General features: G+C 64.6%; 20 protein-coding genes. 1 reads left to right on the forward strand and 19 read right to left on the reverse strand.

The annotated features are described in order from the left end of the window. Window positions 1-142 precede the first annotated feature (142 nt). From rseP to frr, 5 genes are all read right to left on the reverse strand, one after another. Window positions 143-1,291 carry an RIP metalloprotease RseP gene (gene rseP, locus CYD53_RS04325; RefSeq protein ID WP_103716892.1) on the reverse strand — a complete coding sequence of 383 codons (1,149 nt, stop codon included), beginning with the start codon at window positions 1,289-1,291 and terminating at the stop codon, window positions 143-145. A 47-nt stretch (window positions 1,292-1,338) separates the two neighbouring features. Then, window positions 1,339-2,493 carry a 1-deoxy-D-xylulose-5-phosphate reductoisomerase gene (gene dxr, locus CYD53_RS04330; RefSeq protein ID WP_103716893.1) on the reverse strand — a complete coding sequence of 385 codons (1,155 nt, stop codon included), beginning with the start codon at window positions 2,491-2,493 and terminating at the stop codon, window positions 1,339-1,341. 13 nt (window positions 2,494-2,506) lie between these two features. After that, window positions 2,507-3,331: a phosphatidate cytidylyltransferase gene (locus tag CYD53_RS04335; protein ID WP_103716894.1), complete on the reverse strand. Its 825-nt coding sequence runs from the start codon at window positions 3,329-3,331 to the stop codon at window positions 2,507-2,509. Continuing rightward, window positions 3,328-4,089, reverse strand: coding sequence for an isoprenyl transferase (locus tag CYD53_RS04340; protein WP_103716895.1), 762 nt, complete (start codon window positions 4,087-4,089; stop codon window positions 3,328-3,330). Before CYD53_RS04340 ends, CYD53_RS04335 begins: the two co-directional genes overlap by 4 nt. Before the next feature lie 94 nt (window positions 4,090-4,183). Then, on the reverse strand, window positions 4,184-4,747 hold the full coding sequence (frr, locus tag CYD53_RS04345; RefSeq protein ID WP_103716896.1) for a ribosome recycling factor: 564 nt from the start codon (window positions 4,745-4,747) through the stop codon (window positions 4,184-4,186). On the opposite strand from frr, the gene CYD53_RS30905 reads away from it, so the two are divergent. Continuing rightward, complete coding sequence (locus CYD53_RS30905) at window positions 4,704-5,351, forward strand: VOC family protein (protein ID WP_342751645.1); 648 nt, start codon at window positions 4,704-4,706, stop codon at window positions 5,349-5,351. The two genes, frr and CYD53_RS30905, sit on opposite strands and share 44 nt — an antisense overlap. A gap of 44 nt (window positions 5,352-5,395) precedes the next feature. Here the strand turns inward: CYD53_RS30905 and pyrH are convergent, their stop codons facing one another. The 14 genes from pyrH to coaD form a co-directional block, all read right to left on the reverse strand. Then, window positions 5,396-6,103: a UMP kinase gene (gene pyrH, locus CYD53_RS04355; protein ID WP_103716897.1), complete on the reverse strand. Its 708-nt coding sequence runs from the start codon at window positions 6,101-6,103 to the stop codon at window positions 5,396-5,398. 208 nt (window positions 6,104-6,311) lie between these two features. Beyond that, entirely contained in the window at window positions 6,312-7,235 is a 924-nt protein-coding gene (gene tsf, locus CYD53_RS04360; RefSeq protein WP_103716898.1) for a translation elongation factor Ts, read from the reverse strand. Window positions 7,236-7,413: 178 nt separating this feature from the next. Beyond that, on the reverse strand, window positions 7,414-8,418 hold the full coding sequence (locus tag CYD53_RS04365) for a 30S ribosomal protein S2 (protein WP_103716899.1): 1,005 nt from the start codon (window positions 8,416-8,418) through the stop codon (window positions 7,414-7,416). A 252-nt stretch (window positions 8,419-8,670) separates the two neighbouring features. Beyond that, window positions 8,671-9,081: a pore-forming ESAT-6 family protein gene (locus tag CYD53_RS04370; RefSeq protein WP_103716900.1), complete on the reverse strand. Its 411-nt coding sequence runs from the start codon at window positions 9,079-9,081 to the stop codon at window positions 8,671-8,673. Window positions 9,082-9,215: 134 nt separating this feature from the next. After that, entirely contained in the window at window positions 9,216-9,656 is a 441-nt protein-coding gene (locus tag CYD53_RS04375; RefSeq protein ID WP_103716901.1) for an EVE domain-containing protein, read from the reverse strand. A gap of 10 nt (window positions 9,657-9,666) precedes the next feature. Beyond that, window positions 9,667-10,038, reverse strand: coding sequence for a VOC family protein (locus tag CYD53_RS04380; RefSeq protein ID WP_103716902.1), 372 nt, complete (start codon window positions 10,036-10,038; stop codon window positions 9,667-9,669). A 69-nt stretch (window positions 10,039-10,107) separates the two neighbouring features. Further along, a complete protein-coding gene (locus CYD53_RS04385) occupies window positions 10,108-10,800 on the reverse strand; it encodes a helix-turn-helix transcriptional regulator (RefSeq protein WP_103716903.1) in 693 nt (230 codons plus the stop codon). Window positions 10,801-10,809: 9 nt separating this feature from the next. Next, window positions 10,810-11,544, reverse strand: a complete 735-nt coding sequence (gene pncA / locus CYD53_RS04390) for a bifunctional nicotinamidase/pyrazinamidase (protein ID WP_181011708.1) — start codon at window positions 11,542-11,544, stop codon at window positions 10,810-10,812. 52 nt (window positions 11,545-11,596) lie between these two features. Further along, window positions 11,597-12,319, reverse strand: a complete 723-nt coding sequence (locus CYD53_RS04395; RefSeq protein WP_103716904.1) for an FkbM family methyltransferase — start codon at window positions 12,317-12,319, stop codon at window positions 11,597-11,599. A 220-nt stretch (window positions 12,320-12,539) separates the two neighbouring features. Further along, the gene (gene dnaE, locus CYD53_RS04400; protein WP_103716905.1) at window positions 12,540-16,013 is read right to left on the reverse strand and encodes a DNA polymerase III subunit alpha; all 3,474 of its coding nucleotides are present in this window, start codon (window positions 16,011-16,013) and stop codon (window positions 12,540-12,542) included. 347 nt (window positions 16,014-16,360) lie between these two features. After that, window positions 16,361-17,047 (reverse strand): ABC transporter ATP-binding protein, encoded by a 687-nt coding sequence (locus CYD53_RS04405; protein ID WP_103716906.1) that lies wholly within the window; start codon window positions 17,045-17,047, stop codon window positions 16,361-16,363. A 20-nt stretch (window positions 17,048-17,067) separates the two neighbouring features. Continuing rightward, on the reverse strand, window positions 17,068-18,381 hold the full coding sequence (locus CYD53_RS04410) for a lipoprotein-releasing ABC transporter permease subunit (protein ID WP_103716907.1): 1,314 nt from the start codon (window positions 18,379-18,381) through the stop codon (window positions 17,068-17,070). A 34-nt stretch (window positions 18,382-18,415) separates the two neighbouring features. Next, window positions 18,416-19,747: a proline--tRNA ligase gene (gene proS, locus CYD53_RS04415; protein WP_103716908.1), complete on the reverse strand. Its 1,332-nt coding sequence runs from the start codon at window positions 19,745-19,747 to the stop codon at window positions 18,416-18,418. Window positions 19,748-19,876: 129 nt separating this feature from the next. After that, window positions 19,877-20,377, reverse strand: a complete 501-nt coding sequence (gene coaD, locus CYD53_RS04420; protein ID WP_103716909.1) for a pantetheine-phosphate adenylyltransferase — start codon at window positions 20,375-20,377, stop codon at window positions 19,877-19,879. Window positions 20,378-20,398: the final 21 nt, after the last annotated feature.

Consider the following 20,398-nt stretch of genomic DNA (forward strand, 5'->3'; position numbering starts at 1 on the left):
CAAACGCTTCTACAAAGTTTCCTGCAGGACGCAAACCGCCATTGTCGTTAACAAAATATTTTTAAGCGCCTCGTTGCCAGGAGGCCACGCGTCCTGCCGCGATTCCGCCGCAAAGCGGCGCGGTCAGGACGTGGAATCCCGGTCAAAGCTGCGAATGGACGTGAAGAATGTCATTCCAGGTTACGAACAGCATCAGCATCAGGACGAGACAGGCCCCGACGCGGAAGCCGATTTCCTGAGCCCGTTCGCTGAGCGGCCGGCCGCGAAGTGTTTCTATCGCGTAGAACATGAGATGCCCGCCATCGAGTATCGGGACCGGAAGCAGGTTCATCAGGCCGATCGAGACCGACAGGATCGCCGCCAGATTGATCAGGCCCAGAAACCCGCCATTCGACGCCACCAGGCCGGAAACCTGGGCGATCCGGATCGGCCCAGACAGTTGGTCGGTCGATTCGCGCCCGCTGACCAACTTGCCGATGTAGTCATAGGTCTGCCTGACCACGAACCAGGTTTCGGAGACGCCGTTGCGCAGCGATTCCAGCGGCCCGAAATGCTGGACTTTCCAGTCCTCGGCCTTGCGCGACGCCTCGACGCCGATGACACCAATCCGCTGTTTGCCAAGCGGCGAGGTCGTCTCGACCAAGGCAGGCGTCACCGGAATCGTCAGCTCGGCGCCGGCGCGCTCGACGGTGACCGAGACCACCTCGTTGGGTCGTGCCGAGATGATGCGCTGCATGTCGCTGAAGCTGCCGATCGGCTGGCCGTCGATCGCGACCACGAGATCGCCCGCCTGCAAGCCAGCTCGTTGGGCAGCGCTGTCGGCCCTGACCTGATCGACCCTGGGGATCAGCACCTGCTTGCCGAACAGGAACACAGTGGCGGCGAAGATGAAGATGGCGAGCAGGAAATTGGCGATCGGCCCGGCTGCGACGATCGCGGCTCGTTCGCCGATCGACTGCGCCGGGAAGGAGCGCGCCCGCTCCTGCGGCGTCATCTGCGCGACCTCGGCGTTGTCGGGCGCACTCGACGCATCGGCGTCGCCGGAGAATTTCACATAGCCGCCGAGCGGGATCAGGGCGATGCGCCAGCGCGTTCCGTACTTGTCGTTGAAGCCGTAGATTTCGCGACCGAAGCCGATCGAGAACACCTTCACGTCGACGCCACACCAGCGGCCGACGAGGAAATGCCCAAGCTCATGGATGAAGACGACGACGGCCAGGACGAACAGAAACGGCACGACATAGCCCAGCAGGGAGCCGCCCGCATTCCAGATTGTCGCTACGAATTCCATCAACAACTCCCGATCTGTCGCCCTTAGGTGACAGCGAAAGGGGTCTACTACAAGAGCGCCCGCGCGCGCTTTCTCGCATCTTGGTCAACCGCGAGGGCGCCCGCCACATCTGCCGGAGCCGCCATCTGCGGCGCCGATTGGCTGCAGACTGCGTCCACCAATGCGGCAATTCCAGGAAAGCTGATCGCGCCGGCGAGATAAGCTGCGACGGCGATCTCATTGGCGGCGTTGAGGATCGCCGGCATGGCGCCACCTTGTGCCAACGCCGCCATGGCAAGGCCGAGCGCCGGGAAGCGCGCGAGATCGGGGCGCTCGAAGGCGAGCGGCGCCGTCAGCGCAAGGTCCAGGAAACGCGCCGGCGGCGCATCGAGCCGACCGTCCACACCCAGGCAATGGGCAGCGGCGACGCGCATGTCGGGCACGGCCATGCCGGCGCTGACCGAGCCATCGCGGAAGGTCACGAGCCCGTGGACGATCTGCTGTGGATGCACAAGCACATCGAGCTGGTCATGGCGCAACCCGAACAGGAAGCAGGCCTCGATCAGCTCCAGTCCCTTGTTCATCATGCTGGCGGAATCGATCGTGATCTTGGCGCCCATCGCGTAGTTGGGATGAGCCAGCGCCTGCTCCGGCCTTGCTGCGGCAATTTCCTCAACGCTCCAGGTGCGGAAGGGCCCCCCCGAAGCCGTCAGCGTCATGGTGCGGATGGCCGAGATCGGCTCGACGCCAAGGACTTGGAATAACGCGTTATGTTCGGAATCGAGCGGCAGGATCCGCACGCCAACCTCTTGCGCGCGCGCCATGACGGCGGCTCCGGCGCAAACGAGGCTTTCCTTGTTGGCGAGCGCCACGACCCTGCCCGGCGTCAGTGCCGCGAAGGTCGCCTCCAGCCCAGCGGCTCCGGAAATCGCGCTGACAACGATATCGCTCGGCATCGCCACCGCCTCGAATACTGCCGAACGCCCTGCGCCATGGGCGATGCCGCTGCCCGACAAAGCCTCCGCCAGCGCCGCCGCACCGCCCTCGTCGGCGAGCGCCGCGAAACGCGCCCCGGTCTCGATGGCGACCTTGGCGAGCGCCGCCGCGTCCTTGCCGCCGACAACGGCCGAGATCGCGAGACGGTCGGGATTCTCTGCGACGACCTCGCGGGTCGAGCGGCCGATCGAGCCCGTGGCGCCGAGCAGGGTGACGGTGCGAAGCATCGGGTTCTCTACGTCAAAGACGCGTCAGGAAGAGCAGCAGGCCAGCGAAGATCAGCACGGCCCAATAGCCGTCCAGACGATCCAGGAAACCGCCATGGCCGGGGATCAATCGGCTCGAATCCTTCGCTCCGAAGCGCCGCTTGATGGCGGATTCGAAGAGATCGCCGGCCTGGCTGAGGACGGAAGCCGCGAATGAAGCAGCAATCGCGAGGCCTGGCCCGACGGCCATCGCCGCCTGAGGCGTCAGCGCCCAGACCGCATAGCCTCCGAGCGTGCCCGCCATCGTGCCACCGAGCGCGCCGGACCAGGTTTTCTTCGGGCTGAAACGCGGCATCAATTTGGGGCCGCCCAGCGTGCGGCCCGTGAAATAGGCCGCGATGTCGGTGAACCAGACCACAGCGAAGCTCCAGATGATCAGAGCCAGGCCGAGATCGGGAATTGCGCGCAAGGCCGGTGTAACGAGCGCGAACGCCAGCGCATAGGCGACACCGCAGATTTCGAGCGCCAGGCGATTCTGGGTCAAGGGCGTCAGCACCGCGCCACACAGGGCCAACGCAGCCGCGACGCCCGCAAGGGCCGGCGGGCTTGCCGGCGAAAACCCGAGCAGCAGCCCCGCAAGCACGACTCCGATACCTGCTGCGACCGCGTTCTGGCGACTGACGATCGAAAGCCACTCATAAGCGACAAGGCCCGCCACGAGCGTCCAGACCAGTCGAAACGGCCAGCCGCCCCAGAACGTCGCAGCGAGAATGCCCGCCGCAAGGACAAGCGCCGACGCCACCCGCAGCTTCAGTTCGCTGGAGGCGACCGGCGCGGCGTCGGAGCGGGGTTCATTCACGCTGCCCCCACATTGCGGTCTGCAGGTTCGGACACCCCGCCGAAGCGGCGCTCGCGACGGCGATACTCGGCGATCGCATCTTCCAGAGCGCCGCGATCGAAGTCCGGCCAGAGCACCGGCGAGAAGATGAATTCGGCATAGGCTGCCTGCCAGAGCAGGAAATTCGAGATGCGCGTCTCGCCGGAGGTGCGGATCACCAGTTCCGGATCGGGCAGATCGCTCGTGTCCAGGCGGCTCGAGAACAGCGCCTCGTCGATCGCGCTCGCGGCGATGCTGCCTGCTGCGACCTCGGCGGCCAGCGCGCGTGCCGTGCGGACGATCTCGTCGCGCGATCCATAGTTGAAGGCGATGGCAAGCGTCATGCCGGTATTGTTGCAGGTCATGGCTTCGGCATGCTCGACCAGACGACGCAGATCCGGAGCGAGATCCTCGCGGCCGCCGATGATGCGGACCTTCACCCCGGAGGCGTCGAGCTCGGCGAGATCCTTTTCGACGAAACGCTTGAGCAGCCCCATCAGGAAGGAGACCTCGGCCTGGGGCCGGCGCCAGTTCTCGGTCGAGAAGCTGTAGAGCGTCAGCACCGCAATGCCGAGCTCGCCCGCGTTCTTGACCGTGCGGCGCAGGGCCTCGAGCCCCCGCCGATGGCCTTCCTGACGCGGCAGGCCGCGCATCTGCGCCCAACGACCATTGCCATCCATGATGATGGCGACATGGGCGGGGCCTGCGGGCTGCTGCCCCTGACGCTGGCCTGCTGACATTCCAATGCCTCGTTCGGCCTAGCGCCGTGAAGAGCGTCGCGCGGGGCATTCCCGCGCAGGCTTGATCTCAGTCCTCGTCTCGGAAACCCGCGTCTCAGACGTGCAGAATCTCTTTTTCCTTCGCCGCCAGCGCCTGGTCGATCTCGGCAATGTGCTGGTCGGTGGCCTTCTGGACCTGATCGGACTGCCGGACCACGTCATCCTTGGTGAGGTGACCGTCCTTTTCCAGCTTCTTGATCAGGTCGATACCGTCGCGGCGGACATGGCGCACCGCGATCTTGGCATCCTCGGCATATTTATGGGCGACCTTGACCATCTCCTTGCGGCGCTGCTCGTTCAGCTCCGGAATACGGATGCGGAGCACCTGGCCTTCCGTCTGCGGGTTGAGGCCGAGATCGGATTCGCGGATCGCCTTTTCGACGGCCGCGGTCATGCTGCGGTCCCAGACCTGGACGCTGAGCAAGCGGGCTTCCGGCACGCTGACCGTCGCAAGCTGGCTGAGCGGCGTGCGGGCGCCATAGGCCTCGACCTGGATCGGGTCGAGCATGTTGGCGGAGGCGCGACCGCTGCGCAGCGAGGCGAGATCGCCCTTGAAGGACTGGAGCGAACTCTGCATGCGGCGCTTCACGTCCGCGAGATCGAATGTCGTCTGGGCCATTATCTTCAAGACCTTGAGAGCTTATACGAAACCGGGCGCGACCATGGCGGCGGGTCCGCGCAGGGTCAAGGATTTCATGCGCCGCCGCAGTTTCAGAACGGGACGTCTTGACGCGTCGGGGTTGGTCACCCGTTCATTCGGTTGCGCCATGGCGAGCCCCTCGAAACGAGTCCAGACACCGGAGTCGGCCATGCCACGCCTGAATCGCATTATCGAGACCGCACTCTATGTTGATGATCTCGAGCGCGCCGCAGCGTTCTACGAGAACGTTCTTGACGTCAAAGCGTTGCTACGCACCAAGACATTGTACGCTTACGACATAGGCGGGTCGAGCGTGTTGCTGCTGTTCCACCGGGGAGAATCACTCGGCAGCCAGACATCCCCCAACGGAATCATCCCCCCGCATGACGGCTCGGGACCGCTGCATATCTGCTTCGCCGTCGATACCGAAGAATTGCCCGCCTGGGAGAGCAGGTTGAAGCAGCTCGGCGTCGCCATCGAAGGCCGCATGACCTGGGAGCGCGGCGGGAAGAGCCTCTATCTGCGCGACCCGGATGGCCACTTGCTTGAATTGATGAGTCCGGGTGTCTGGGCGACCTACTGACCCCGCAAGCCTGAACACGTGGCCCGGGTCGTGCCTGCCCGGCTTCAGGGCGTGACGTATGTCGCCCTGCCCTCGCCGCGCAGCACGGCTGCAAGCGCGCCGGTCTCGGCGATCGAGAACACGACGATGGTGAGGCCGGCATCGCGCGCCAGGGCAAAGGCCGCAGTGTCCATCACCTTGAGATCGCGCTTGATCGCCTCGGCATGGGTGAGTGTGTCGTAGCGCGTCGCCTTCGGGTCGACCTTGGGATCGGCAGTGTAGACACCGTCGACCTGCGTCGCCTTGAGCAGGTGGCTGCAGTCGAGTTCGGCGGCGCGCAGCGCGGCCCCCGTATCGGTGGTGAAATAGGGGTTGCCGGTGCCGCCGCCCAGAATCACCACCTTGCCGTTGCTGAGATGATCGAGGGCGCGGCGGCGCGCATAGCTCTCGCAGAGCGAAGGCATCGGCACGGCCGACATCGCACGCGCGGGGGCGCCAGCGGTCTCGATCGCATGCTCGAGGGCAAGCGCATTCATCACCGTGCCGAGCATGCCGATGGAATCGGCGCTCGGCCGATCGAGGCCCTTGTTCAGGCCCTGCAAGCCACGAAAGAAATTGCCGCCGCCGACCACGATGGCGATCTCGACGCCTTCGCGAGCGGCATGCGCAATATCAGCCGCCAGCGCCGTCAGCGTGTGGCCGTCGAGGCCAGATCCCGCTTGTCCCGCAAGGGCTTCGCCGGAGAGCTTCACAAGGACGCGTTTAGGTCTCACGGATTCGTCTCCCTTGCTACAGCATCTGACCGAATATCGTATTCGGGCAGATGCTGTAGGGCTTTAATCTTGCATCGGCTTGTCCCGAAAACCGGTTCCCACTTTTCGGGCCGATGCGCTAACGCGAACTCGATTCGTATCCGCAGCCATCTTCTTACAAAAAAGGCCGCGCTGGGCGCGGCCTTTTTCTCAATCGTCAACTGGCATTTCAGCCCGTCGCACCGCCGGCAGCTGCAACTTCCGCCGCAAAATCCTGCTCTTCCTTCTCGATGCCTTCGCCGAGCGCAAAGCGCGCGAAGCCGGTGAGCTTCACCGGAGCGCCGACCTTGCCCTCGATCTCCTTGAGCACCTGGCCGACCGACTTCGAGCCATCATGAATATAGGCCTGCTCGAGCAGGCAATATTCCTTGGCGTAGCTCTTCAGGCCGCTCTCGGTGATCTTCTCGAGCACATTGGCGGGCTTGCCGGCGTTCTTCTCGGCCAGGATCGCCTTCTCACGAGCCAGCACCTCGGGATCGACCGAAGCAAGATCGAGCGCGACCGGGTTGGTCGCCGCGACATGCATGGCAAGCTGCCGGCCGAGCACGGCGAGTTCGTCCGCGTTGCCGGTCGATTCCAGCGCGACAATGACGCCGATCTTGCCGAGGCCGTCGGCGACCGCGCCATGGACATAAGAGCCGATCAGGCCGGCCGAGACCTTCAGCGACGCGACGCGGCGCAGCGTCATGTTCTCGCCGATGGTGGCGATGGCGTTGGCGACCGCCTCGGAAACCGTGCCGCCGCCGGGATAGTGATGGGCGAGCACCGCCTCGACGTCGCCGCCGCGCTCAAGCGCGACATTGGCAATGCCATGAGCGAGCGCCTGGAATTCGAGGTTGCGCGCCACGAAATCCGTCTCCGAGTTCAGCTCGATGACAACGCCGCTATGGCCGGCGATCGCAACAGCGACGAGACCTTCGGCAGCGACGCGGCCGGCCTTCTTGGCGGCCTTGGCGAGGCCCTTGGTGCGCAGCCAGTCGATCGCGGCCTCGATGTTGCCGTCGACGGCGCTGAGCGCGGTCTTACAGTCCATCATGCCCGCGCCGGTCTTGTCGCGGAGTTCCTTCACCATGCCGGCGGTGATCGCTGCCATTTGCCTTGTCCTTATTGTCGTGCGGACTGCGCCCTCACCGGGGGCAGCCGCGCAATTCGTCTCGAAACATCACTTGAAGGAAGAACGCCGACGCTCCGTTTCCGGCCGCCGGCGCTCGTCTCGCATCATTGAAGAATGCGTTTTCGCGACGCGCCGATGACGCGTCGCGGAATTGGGATCACGCGTCGGCGAGATCGCGCGCCTGGGCGACCCAACCGTCACGCTCAATGCGGCCGGCGAGCTTCAGGTCGTGATCGACCTTGGTCACATCGGCAGGCGACATCGCAGCGAACTGCCAGAAATGGAACAGACCGCCATCATTGAGCTTCTGGACGAGCTCGGGGCCCATGCCGGAAAGCTTCATAAGGTCGTCCGGCGCGCCGCGCGGCGCGGTCAGCAGCTCGAAGGTCGGGCCGGCGTCGCCTGCGGGCTCGGCGACGACCTCCTCGACGATCGGAGCCTCGGCAGCGCCGAGATCGATGCCATGGTCGCCCGAAGCGCGCGAAATGCCGTCAATGGCCGAGCGTGCAACCAGATCGCAATAGAGCGCGATGGCGCGGCCGGCGTCGTCATTGGCCGGAACCGGAAAGGTGATGCCGTCCGGATCGCTGTTCGAGTCGATGATGGCGGCGACCGGAATGCCGAGGCGCTGGGCCTCCTTGATCGCGAGCGCTTCCTTGTTGGTGTCGATCACGAAGATCATGTCGGGCGTGCCGCCCATGTCCTTGATGCCGCCGAGCGCGCGCTCGAGCTTGTCGCGCTCGCGCGCCAGCATCAGGCGCTCTTTCTTGGTCAGGCCGGTGCCGCCTCCATTGAGGAGCTCATCGACCTTGCGCAGGCGCTGGATCGAAGCCGAGATGGTCTTCCAGTTGGTCAGCATGCCGCCGAGCCAACGCGAATTGACATAATACTGAGCCGAGCGCTTGGCAGCGTCAGCGATCGAATCCTGCGCCTGGCGCTTGGTGCCGACGAAGAGGACGCGGCCGCCGCGAGCGACCGTGTCCGAGACCGCCTGCAGGGCGCGCGACAGCATCGGCACCGACTGCGAGAGATCGAGGATGTGGATGTTGTTGCGCGTGCCGAAGATGTAGGGCGACATCTTCGGGTTCCAGCGATGCGACTGGTGGCCGAAATGCGCGCCGGCCTCGAGCAACTGGCGCATAGAGAAATCTGGCAGAGCCATGGTATCAAACGTCCTTCCGGTTGAGCCTCTGGGGTGCGAATGAACGAGGCATAAGCTGCCAAGTCACCGGAACGCTTCGAGTATGAAGCGATGCTCCCCATGTGGGATGGGCTGCGCCATACAGGGGATGACGCGGGAATGCAAGATGTTCGCCGGCCGATGGGATCACAAATCGCGGGAATGCCCCGACCCGCGACGCAAGCGCGTTGCGCGGGGCCGGGGTCGTCGCGTTCGACGCAAGGCGATCGAGCCTTATTTCGGCAGGGCCGCGCCCATCTGGGTGACCACGGCGCCGATCTGCTTGCAGTAGGTTTCAGCCGTGGCGTTCTGTGCCTTGGCGATCGTCTCGATATTCTGTTGGATGCCCATCGCTGCGATGGTGCCGGTGCGGCCCTGGGCTTCGGCTGAGTCGCCACCGCTCTTGTCGGCGGGAGCCGGCACCATGCCGAGCAACTTCTTCTGGATGTCGATCACGTCGGTGCCGACGAAGCCCTTGTCGTTGCAATAGCCCAGAATGCCGAGCTGGTTTCGCCCGGCCTGATAGGCGAGCTTGAGCTGGTCGGCCTGGGTAGGTGTCTGGGCCAGCACCGATGCACCCGAGGCCAGGAAAGCACTCGCAGCAACAATATAAATAAAATTCCTAGGAGAGGTCATCTCGGCCATCCTTCGTTATAATTCTCAGCATGATCTTCATGCTTCACCTTCCCCACCCCGATGCTTGATTAGCCTCGCATGTCCCGTGATGCAACCTGACGATGTCTAGCCGGCAATACTGAAGGCTCTACACGAAAACGGCACTACAACGAAACTGCGCTTGCCGGGTGAGCCGACATTGCCGAGGCGATGATCTCGAAATCATGTGCCTCGGCACGCAGGAGCCCGAAACGGAGTTGATAGCCCCAATTTCGCTGCCCTGAGGTCAGATGCAATTGGTCGAGCAGCGGCCTGATCGGCGCCTCCCGCGCCTCCAGCCAATCGACATTGCGTCGGAAAGGTTGGAAGCCATTGCCCATATCGGCTCGGTACGGCTCTTCGTCCCGCACCCTCCCAATCGCCGTGAACGCCTGCAGCCGGTCCAAGCCGCCGAATGTGGTGGTCGGCGAATAATAGACGAGATGGTCACCCGGCTTGATGCGCCGCAACGGTGCGCCCTTGCCGTGGCAAACCTGCATGAATCCGCCGGACAGGCCGCGCCTCACATGCTCGGCGGCAGCCACCGCAATCCAGTGCCCGTTCATCGAGGCCTCCTCACGCCTGTCCGGGCGCGAAGACCCGTAGCCGATGGCCGTCGGGATCGAGCGCCACGAAGGTGCGGCCGAAATCGAGATCCGTCGGGGCCTGCAGGATGGCAAGCCCACGCGCTGCCCAATCGGCGTGGGCGGCATCCACGGCAGCGGCGTTCGTGACCGTCATGGCGATTTCCGCGCCGCCGCCGCCCGCCCCCGCCCCAGGTTCGACAGTGTGGCGCGACCACAGTCCCAGCATGATGCCGGACGGCAAGGCGAACATCGCAAAGGTCGCAGACGAATCGAGCGGCTCGCGACCGAGCAGATCGGCGTAGAAGCGGGCGCTCGCAAGCGGGCTGTCGACATAGAGAATGATGAAATTGGCATCCAGCATTGGAGGCTCCTGTTCTTGGAAGGCCTCGTCACACTAGATGTCGATGCTGCCAGTTTCCGGCAGTGTCTGTCATTCCGGCTGCGGGATGCCCTCGCTCTCGCGCCATTCCTTGAGGAGCGCCAGCCTGCGGCGTGGATAGCGCATCTCCAGTGCGGTCAATTCGGCAATGCGGTCGGCGCGGAAATGCCGGAACCCCTGCCGCAATTCGCACCAGGCGACGACGATCCGGACATGATCGAAGAAGCTCAGCGCGAAAGGCCAGATCACGCGCTCCGAGCGCGCCTCCTTGCCATTGCGATAGAGGATTGTGAGCTTGCGCTCGGAGCGAATGGCTTTGCGGATGAGGCCGAGATCGATGCGGCCTTCGCTGATCGCTGCCCCGGGCCCGACGAGCAGCGCCGAAGCCTCGGCGCGCTCACGCAGGTCAGCCGGCAGAACCGCCGCGATCTTGGCCATGGCGTCGCGTGCCGCCGCCCCCAGGCGCTCATCGGCCCGGTCCGCGACCCAGCGCGAACCCAACACCAACGCCTCGATCTCGTCTTCCGTGAACATCAGCGGCGGCAGCATGAAGCCCGGATGCAGCACATAGCCGAGGCCGGGTTCACCCTCGATCGGCGCGCCCTGCCCCTGCAAGGTCGCGATATCGCGATAGAGCGTGCGGATGCTGATGCCGGTTTCCTCGGCGAGCCTGCGGCCGCTGACCGGCCTGCGATGACGGCGCAGGACCTGGACCAGATCGAGCAGGCGCTGCGAACGCGACATCTGAAGCTTTCAGCCCGGCAAATCCGCCGCCCTGATCCGCTTGATCCCCAACGCCGCCATATCCGCCCAGGCCTTGGCCAGCGAGCCGTTGAGATCGATCGCGCGGCAGGCCTCTTCGACGACCTGCGTCTGAAGCCCCGCCTTGGCGGCATCCTGAGCCGTCCAGCTTACGCAGAAATCCGTGGCGAGGCCGACGACGACGGCGCGCGTGACCCCGCGCTCCTTGAGGTAACCGCCCAGGCCCGTCGGCGTCTTGCGGTCGGCCTCGACGAAGCCCGAATAGCTGTCGATCTCCGGCCGGTAGCCTTTCCGGACGATAGTCTGGGCACGGGGCAGATCGAGATCGGCTCGGAATTCGGCACCCTTGCTGCCCTGAATGCAATGGTCCGGCCAAAGTACCTGCGGGCCATAAGGCATCTGGATCAGTTCGAAGGGCTTCTTGCCGGAATGGCTCGAGGCGAAGGAGGAGTGGCCGGCGGGATGCCAATCCTGCGTCAGGACGACGGTCTCGAAACGCTTGCCCAGCGCATTGATCACCGCGACGACCTCATCGCCCTTGGTCACGGCGAGATTGCCGCCCGGGCAGAAATCATTCTGCACATCGACCACGATAAGCGCAGTACGGGCGTCGATCATCGGCTTCTCCTGCGCTTGTGCGTATAGCGGCCGGACCGCAGCGGCGATGCTCAGCACCGTCGCACCTGCGATCAGGCTGCGACGATCGACGGCGATCGAATTCAGCATGGAAACCTTCCCGATCCTTGTCCAATCCCGCAGTCAGGCCCGCGCGCTTGCATCATCCCTCGGCGCAGCGCCTCATCCGCGTCACGCCCTTACGGGCAGCAAACATGCGCCCATAAACGTCGCCCGCAAGGTCGGGTCGGTAGCAGCGCTGTTCGAGCAAGGGATCCCAGGAATGCTCATGGGTGTCGATCAGGTCGAAATCCGCTTTCAGGCGAGCCTCAAGCTGGATGCGGTTCTTGCGATTCTGGTACTCCAGCAACACCAGCGACGTCTTTGACAGGTCGATATGATCCAGCACATCGCCCTCGCCGCCCTCGATATCGATTTTCACGATGTCCGGTGACGGCAGGCTGGTGGGATCCACGACGGCGACCTCGTAGCGCTCGACCATGGCGCCGGCCACGAAGGTGTCGCCGGCATAGGATGCCAATCCGGATTCGCCATCCCCGGCGAAGCGGCTCACGAAGCTCGCCGTCTTCTGTCCGCCTGGAAACAGGGCCGCGTTGACGATGACGATATCGCGGCGCTGATGCGTATTGCGTTTCAGGAACTCGAAAGTGCCGGGATGCGGTTCATAGGAGGTCACCATGCTGCCCGGCCAGCGCGCCGTCGCCCAGAGCGCAAAAGAACCGACATTCGCGCCGATATCGAGGATATCGAGGCCGACGCCGTCATAGCCCGCCTCGTACTCGCCCTCCAGCACGTCCTTGATGGCCCAGTGCATCGCCTCGGGCACCGCAAGGCTCATCGGAATGCGCGCGATATAATGATTCACGATAGGCCCCCGCTATTCGGATCCGCTCCAATCCTCTGGTGAGATACGGCGTCGCACCCAGATCGAAACGCTTACCCGCTGCATTTGAAAGCATTGCGCTCAACTCAGCACAAGGCCGGTGCCGGGCTTTCGCGTTGATCCTGCTCCAACAATCTGAATCCGTCTCCAGCCGGTCGAGCAGGCGAAAACCCGCCCGATCCCAAGCAGCATTCGCGCCTCCTCAGCGCAATTCCACGCTGACCACGCCAGGCGCGGCGCGCACCGCATTGGCGATCTGCTGGTTGACCGGATAGCGCCCCGGCAGCTCGATCTCGACCTCCTGCGCGCCGTCGTTCAGGATCATGACCAGCGCGATCTTGCCCTCGGCCCTGATGCCGTCGCTGCGCGGCCGGACACGCTCGGCGATCGAGGCCAGCGCCTTGTCGTCACGCAGATAGACCAGCAGATCCTGCTTCTGACGCGCGGCAAGATCGTCCAGCACCTCGACATCCTCGATGCGGGGCCGAACCTCCTCGCCGTCGAGCACGGCGGACAGGCGCAGGACCAGCGCCCTGCCCGGCTCCAGCAGATCCCGGAAGCGCTGCAGCCCTTCCGAGAACAGGATCGCCTCGAACTGGCCGCTCGGATCGGAGAGGTTGACGATGCCCATCTTCGAACCGGATTTCGTCCGCCGCTCCGATTTGTCGATGACGGAAACGGCGACCTTGGCGACCGAAGTACCGTTGGCACGCACGGTCTGGGCGAAATCGGCATAGCGCTGAACGCGCAGGCGCTTGAGGACGTGCTCGTAGTCGTCGAGCGGATGGCCGGAGAGGAAGAAGCCGACCGCGTCATGCTCGCGCCTGAGCCTTTCGGCCGGCGACCAGGGTTCGACGGGCGGGATGCGGAAAGCCTCCTGGACCATGCCGCCGCCGAAGAAATCGGATTGCCCCGCCGCCGCCTCGTCACGCGTGCGGTTGGAGAGCGCCAGCATGCCGTCGATCGCCGCCATGGCCCGGGCGCGCTCCGGCTCCAGCGCATCCAGCGCGCCGGCCGCAATCAGCGCCTCGATGGTGCGGCGGTTGACCAGTTTGGTATCAATCCGCCGGGCGAAGTCGGCGAGATCCTTGAAATCGCCGCCGGCGCGGCGCGCGGCGACGACGGATTCGACCGCAAGCCGCCCGACGCCCTTGATCGCGCCGAGCGCATAATGGATCGCGCCATCGGCGACGTCGAACTCGACGCCGGAGCGGTTGATCGCAGGCGGCAGAACCTTGATGGCTAGGCGCTCGGCGTCGCGGCGGAATTCGTTGAGCTTGTCGGTGTTGCCCATATCGAGCGTCATCGAGGCTGCGAGGAATTCAACCGGATAATTCGCCTTGAGATAGGCGGTCTGGAAGGCCACCACGGCATAAGCGGCGGCATGGCTCTTGTTGAAGCCGTAATCAGCGAATTTCGCCAGAAGATCGAAGATCTCGGAAGCGATATCCTTGGTCATGCCGCCTTCGACGGCGCCGCGCACGAAACGGTCGCGCTGGGCGTCCATCTCGGCCTTGATCTTCTTGCCCATGGCGCGACGCAGCAGGTCTGCCTCGCCGAGCGAATAGCCTGAGAGCGCCTGGGCCACCTGCATCACCTGCTCCTGGTAGACGATGATGCCGTGCGTTTCGGCGAGGATCGGCTCCATCTTGGGGTGCAGATAGGTCGGGCTTTCCTGACCGAGCTTGCGGCGGCAATAGCTCGGGATGTTATCCATCGGGCCCGGCCGGTAGAGCGCGACAAGCGCGATCAGATCCTCGATACGGTCGGCTTTCATGTCGACCAGCGCACGACGCATGCCGGCGCTTTCCACCTGGAACACGCCGACCACCTCGCCGCGCGCCAGCATCTCGTAGCTCTTGGGATCGTCGAAAGGCAGGCTCGCGAGGTCGACCGCGATGCCGCGCTGGGCGATGAGCTTCACCGCCGTCTCCAGGGTGGTCAGCGTCTTGAGGCCGAGGAAGTCGAACTTCACCAACCCGGCCTGCTCGACCCATTTCATGTTGAACTGGGTGACGCGCATGCCGGTGCGCGGGTCGACCGAGAGCGCGACGAGCTGTTCGAGCGGGCGGTCGCCGATGACGACGCCGGCCGCATGGGTCGAGGCGTGGCGGTGCAGGCCTTCGAGCTTCTGGCCGATCTCGAGCAGGCGCGCGACGATCGGCTCCTCAGCGGCCGCCTCCTGCAGCTTGGGCTCGCCTGCAATCGCATCGACCAGCGAAATCGGTTTCGCCGGATTCTGCGGCACGAGCTTGGTCAGCTTGTCGACCTGGCCATAAGGCATTTCCAGAACGCGGCCGACATCGCGCAGCACGCCGCGCGCCAAGAGCGTACCGAAGGTGATGATCTGGGCGACGCGCTCCTCGCCATAATGGCGTTTGACGTAGTCGATCACCTCTTCTCGCCGGTTCTGGCAGAAGTCGATGTCGAAGTCTGGCATCGAGACGCGGTCGGGGTTGAGGAAGCGCTCGAACAGCAGGCCGAAGCGCAATGGATCGACGTCGGTGATGGTCAGCGCATAGGCGACGAGCGAGCCTGCGCCCGAACCGCGGCCGGGCCCGACCGGAATGCCGTGATCCTTGGCCCATTTGATGAAGTCGGCAACGATCAGAAAATAGCCCGGGAACTTCATCCGGGTGATGATGGAGAGCTCGAAATCGAGCCGCTTCTCATAGTCCTCGACCGTATAGCCGGAAGCCGGGCCGTGCTTGGCAAGCCGCGCGGCAAGGCCGGCGCGCGCCTGTGCTTCCAGCTCCTCCGCCTCGTCGCGCCCCTCCGCGCCGAAGCGCGGCAGGATCGGCTTACGCAGGCCGACGCGCCAGGAGCAGCGCATCGCGATCTCGACGGTCGCGCTCAAGGCCTCCGGCAGGTCGGCGAAGCGCCGCTTCATCTCGGCGCGGCTGGCGAAATGATGCAGCGGCGTGACGCGGCGGCGTTCGCCATCGGAAACCAGGCGCCCTGCGGCGACCGCCAGCAGCGCGTCATGGGCGTCGAAGTCGCCAGGCTTTGCGAAGAAGGGCTCGTTGGTGGCAACGATCGGCAGGTCGGCATCATAGGCAAGCCGCAGCAGATGCGCCTCGACCACCGCCTGCCCCTCGCGCTCATGGCGCTGGATCTCGACATAGAGCCGGTCGCCGAAAACGGAGGCGAGTTGGTCGAGCCGGGTTTTTGCCTGCGGCGCCTGTCCCGCCCGCAGCGCCATGTCGAGCGGACCGCCATAACCGCCCGTCAGGGCGATCAGCCCTTCATGATGCGCCGCCAGGCGCTCCAGCGACGAGATCGGCTGCCCCGAGCCGCCGGCCGCCAGGCAGGCCTCGGAGACGAGCTTCATCAGGTTGCCGTAACCAGCTTCCGTCATGGCGAGCAGGACGATGTGCGGCGTGTCCTGCTGTACGGGCTTGCGGCCGCCCTCGGCTTCGTCGGCGAAATCGACGGAGAGCTGCACGCCCACGATCGGCTGCAAGCCGGAGCCCGCCAGCTTCTCCGAGAATTCCAGCGCCCCGAACAGGTTGTTGGTGTCGGTCAGCGCCAGCGCCGGCTGCCCGTCCCCGGCAGCCATCTTGGCGATGGTCGAGATGGTCATTGCACCTTCGAGCAGCGAATAGCTCGAATGGACATGAAGATGGACGAAGCCGACCTCCGACAGAATGCGTGCCTCGTCGGATTCTCGACTCATTCCACCCTCACCCGCCCGCTGTTCAGAGCGCGACTCGCAGCGTCGCGCCAATGTCATATGAAGCGGTTGCGTGGCAGGCGTCGAGGCGGTGACATGGCGCGCTGTGGAAAGGTCAGACGCGCGGCCCCGCCATCAAGGCCGCCCAGATCCAGATCATGCCGAGAAACAGGCCAAGCGACAGGATTTCGGCCAAGCCAACGACCAGTTTGCGTGCAGCGATCATGCTCACCTCCAATGTTCTCTATACGTTCAATTTAATTCATGTTTTGTTCTCGTCAATGCCTATAGGTCAGCTCTGCCCTGCGCACATGAATGGCAGTTAACAAGATATGAAAGGAGACTTGCCGTCAGAGCGGCACGACCAGCCCGTCGCGGATCGTGACCTGACGATCCATGCGGCGAGCAAGGTCGAGATTATGGGTCGCGATCAGTGCCGCCAACCCCGAGGCACGCGCCAGAGCCACGAGCGTGCTGAAGACATGCAGCGAGGTATGCGGGTCGAGATTGCCGGTCGGCTCATCGGCCAGCAGCAGGCGCGGTGTATTGGCCATGGCGCGGCCGATCGCGACGCGCTGCTGCTCGCCGCCGGAGAGTTCGCCCGGCAGATGATCGAGGCGCGCGCCCAGACCGAGGAAGGTCAGGAGTTCGGCGGCTCGCTCCTCCGCTAGTCGCTTTGGCAGACCACGGATGCGCTGCGGGAGGACGACGTTCTCCAGCGCGCTGAATTCCGGCAGCAGATGGTGGAACTGGTAGACGAAGCCGATCTCGGTGCGCCGCAACCGCGTGCGGCCCTTGTCGTCGAGCTTGGCGGTCGCCATGCCGCCGACGAATACCTCGCCGGCATCCGGTTTCTCGAGCAGGCCGGCCACATGGAGCAAGGTCGACTTGCCCGTGCCGCTCGGCGCGACGAGCGCGACGAGTTCGCCTGGCCACAGTGCGAAATCCGCCTTGCGCAGGATTTCGAGCGGAGCATCGGTCTGGGGATAGAAGCGCTCGACCTGGGAGAGGAAGAGTGCAGGTGTTTCGCGTTGCATGATGCGGCCAGTTCCTGCCTTCAACCCATCCTGAGCGCTTGCACGGGGTCGAGACGCGCCGCCTTCCAGGCCGGATAGAGCGTCGCCAGCAGCGACAGGACGAGCGCCATCACCACCACGCTCGTGACCTCGCTCCAATCGATGACAGATGGAATGTCGCTGAGGAAACGCACGGTCGGATCCCAGAGATTGGCGCCGGTGAGCCAGTTCAGCGCTGCGGTGATCGACTTGATGTTCCTGGCGAAGACGATCCCGAGCCCGAGGCCCGCCAGCGTCCCGAAGACGCCGATCGCCGCTCCCGTGATCAGGAAGACGCGCAGGACCGTGCCACGCGTCGCCCCCATCGTCCGCATGATCGCAATGTCCGATGTCTTGTCCTTTACCAGCATGATCAGGCCCGAGACGATGTTGAGCGCCGCGACGAGTACGATCAGAGCCAGGATGATGAACATGACGTTGCGCTCGACTTCGAGTGCGCTGAAGAAGGTCCGGTTGCGCTGGCGCCAGTCGGACAACACGAGCGGTCGCGGCGCATCGGCCTCGATGGCGTCGCGCACGGCCTGAGTCTTGTCGGGATTGTCGACGAAGATCTCAATGACGTTCACGTCGCCGTCGCGGTTGAAATAGGCCTGCGCCTCCGTCAGCGGCATGAAGACGAAGGAGCTGTCGAACTCGGTCATCCCGATTTCGAACACGGCCTGCACCGGATAGGCCTTGATGCGCGGCGCCGTGCCGAAGGGCGTAGAGGCTCCGCGCGGCGTCACGATGGTGATCGAATCACCCGGTTGCAGCGACAGGGAATCCGCCAGGCGCTTGCCGATGGCGACGCCTCCGGCCGTATCGAAGCCATCGAGCGTGCCGCGCTTGATGTTGCCGCCGACGAAGGGGATCGATTTGAGGTCGGCCTCGCTGATGCCGCGCACCAGCACACCGCCATTGGCGTATTGCGATGACGCCAGCGCTTGCCCCTCGACCAGCGGGATGGCGAGCTTGATGCCCGGCACCTTCCGAAGCCGCTCCGCCACCGCCATATAGTCGTCGAGCGGACGGTCGATCGGGGTCGCGAAGATGTGGCCGTTCACGCCGACGATCTTCTCCAGCAGCTCCTTGCGGAAGCCGTTCATCACCGACATCACGATGATCAGCGTAGCGACGCCGAGCAGGATGCCGAGGAAGGAGAAGCCGGCAATGACCGAAACGAAGCCCTCGCGCCGGCGCGTGCGCAGATAGCGCCCGGCCAGCAGCCATTCGAAGCCAGCGAAGGGCCGGGTTCCGGTGGGCTGAATCTGCGCGCCCGCATCGGCCGTCTCGGCCGGTATCGCCTGCGTCGCCATATTCATCGACCCCTGCCCTGCCGGTTGCGCGGGTTCACGCGGTCTTGCCCTTGAAGCGGTCGAGCGCAGCTTCAAGCGAGACGAGCTCGCGCTCGCCGCCGGCGCGGCGCTTGATTTCGACCTTGCCCTCGGCCAGCCCCTTGGGACCGACGATGATCTGCCAGGGTGCGCCGATCAGGTCGGCAGTGGCGAATTTGCCACCTGGACGCGTGTCGGTGTCGTCGTAGAGCGCGTCATAGCCCCTGGCGAGCAGCGTCTTGTAGAGCTGCTCGCAGGCGCCGTCGGTCGCAGCGTCGCCGGCCTTGAGGTTCAGCACGGCAATGTCGAAGGGCGCGATCTCATCGGGCCAGATGATGCCGCTCTCGTCATGGCTGGCTTCGATCAGGGCGGCGACCAGCCTGCTCGGGCCGATGCCATAAGACCCCATATGGACTGGCGAGAGCGTGCCGTCCGGCCCGGTAACCGTGGCGCCCATCGGCTCGGAATACTTCGTGCCGAAATAGAAGATGTGACCGACCTCGATGCCACGTGCCGAAAGCTGCTTGTCGGCGGGGATCGCGTCAAAATCCGCAGCCTCATGCATCTCCTCGGTCGCGGCATAGAGGCTCGTCCAATTGTCGACGAGCCTCTGGAGACCATCCACGCTGTCGAAATCGGTGTCGATCGCGGGCGTCTCGAAGTCGAGATAGTCCTTGTGGCAGAAGACCTGGCTCTCGCCGGTCGAGGCCAGCACGATGAATTCGTGGCTGAGATCCCCGCCGATCGGGCCGGTGTCGGCGCGCATCGGGATCGCCTTCAGGCCGAGCCGCGCAAAGGTACGCAGATAGGCCGTGAACATGCGGTTATAGGCGTGGCGCGCGCTGGCCTGGTCGATGTCGAAGGAATAGGCGTCCTTCATCAGGAATTCGCGCCCGCGCATCACGCCGAATCGAGGCCGGACCTCGTCGCGGAACTTCCACTGGATGTGGTAGAGATTGAGCGGCAAGTCCTTGTAGGACTTCACATACGACCGGAAGATGTCGGTGACCATCTCCTCATTGGTCGGGCCGTAGAGCATCTCGCGGTCGTGCCGGTCCTTGATGCGCAGCATCTCCTTGCCATAGGCGTCGTAGCGGCCACTCTCGCGCCAGAGATCGGCCGACTGGATCGTCGGCATCAGAATCTCGATCGCGCCCGAGCGGTTCTGCTCCTCGCGGACGATGCGGCTGATCTTGTCGAGGACGCGCAGGCCCAGCGGCAGCCAGGAATAGATGCCGGCGGACTGCTGGCGGATCATCCCCGCGCGCAGCATCAGGCGGTGCGAGACGATCTCGGCTTCTTTGGGCGTATCGCGCAGCAGGGGCAGAAAGTAGCGGGAGAGGCGCATGGAGGAACTCGTGGAACGGTGGACTCGCACCGAAACGATGCGAGTCAGTCGTTCCAGAGACACCATCGCCGTTCACAAAATGCAAATGCAAATCCAATTCGCACCACCGAAAATGGCGCGGAACCGGGCTTAGCGCGTCGGGAACTTGAGCTTGAGCCTGGTGCTGACCAGTGGCGGAACGAAGGCCGAGACGTCTCCGCCCATCGATGCGATCTGGCGGACCAGCGTCGAGGTGATGTAGCGCGTATTGGCGGAAGCCGGGAGGAACACCGTCTGCAAGTCGGGCACCATGGTCTGGTTCATGCCGGCGAGCTGCATCTCGTAGTCGAAGTCGGTAGCGTCGCGCAGGCCCCGGATCATGATGGTCGCGCCGGCGGCCTGGGCGGCCTGGACGGCGAGATAGTCGAAGGTCACGACCTCGATGGCAACGCCCTCCGCCGCAGCGATCGGCCCTGCGACCTCGCGCAGCAGTGCGGCGCGTTCATCGGCCGAAAAGATAGGGGCTTTGCCGGGATGCACGCCGATGGCCAGAACGAGCCGGTCGCAGAGTCGGCAGGCGCCTGCAATGACGTCGGCATGGCCGTTGGTGATCGGGTCGAAGGATCCGGGATAAAAGGCTGTGCGGCTCATGGGGAAGGGTTAGCCCGTGCC

It is taken from the genome of Allobosea psychrotolerans (assembly GCF_002917105.1).
GTDB classification, from domain to species: domain Bacteria; phylum Pseudomonadota; class Alphaproteobacteria; order Rhizobiales; family Beijerinckiaceae; genus Allobosea; species Allobosea psychrotolerans.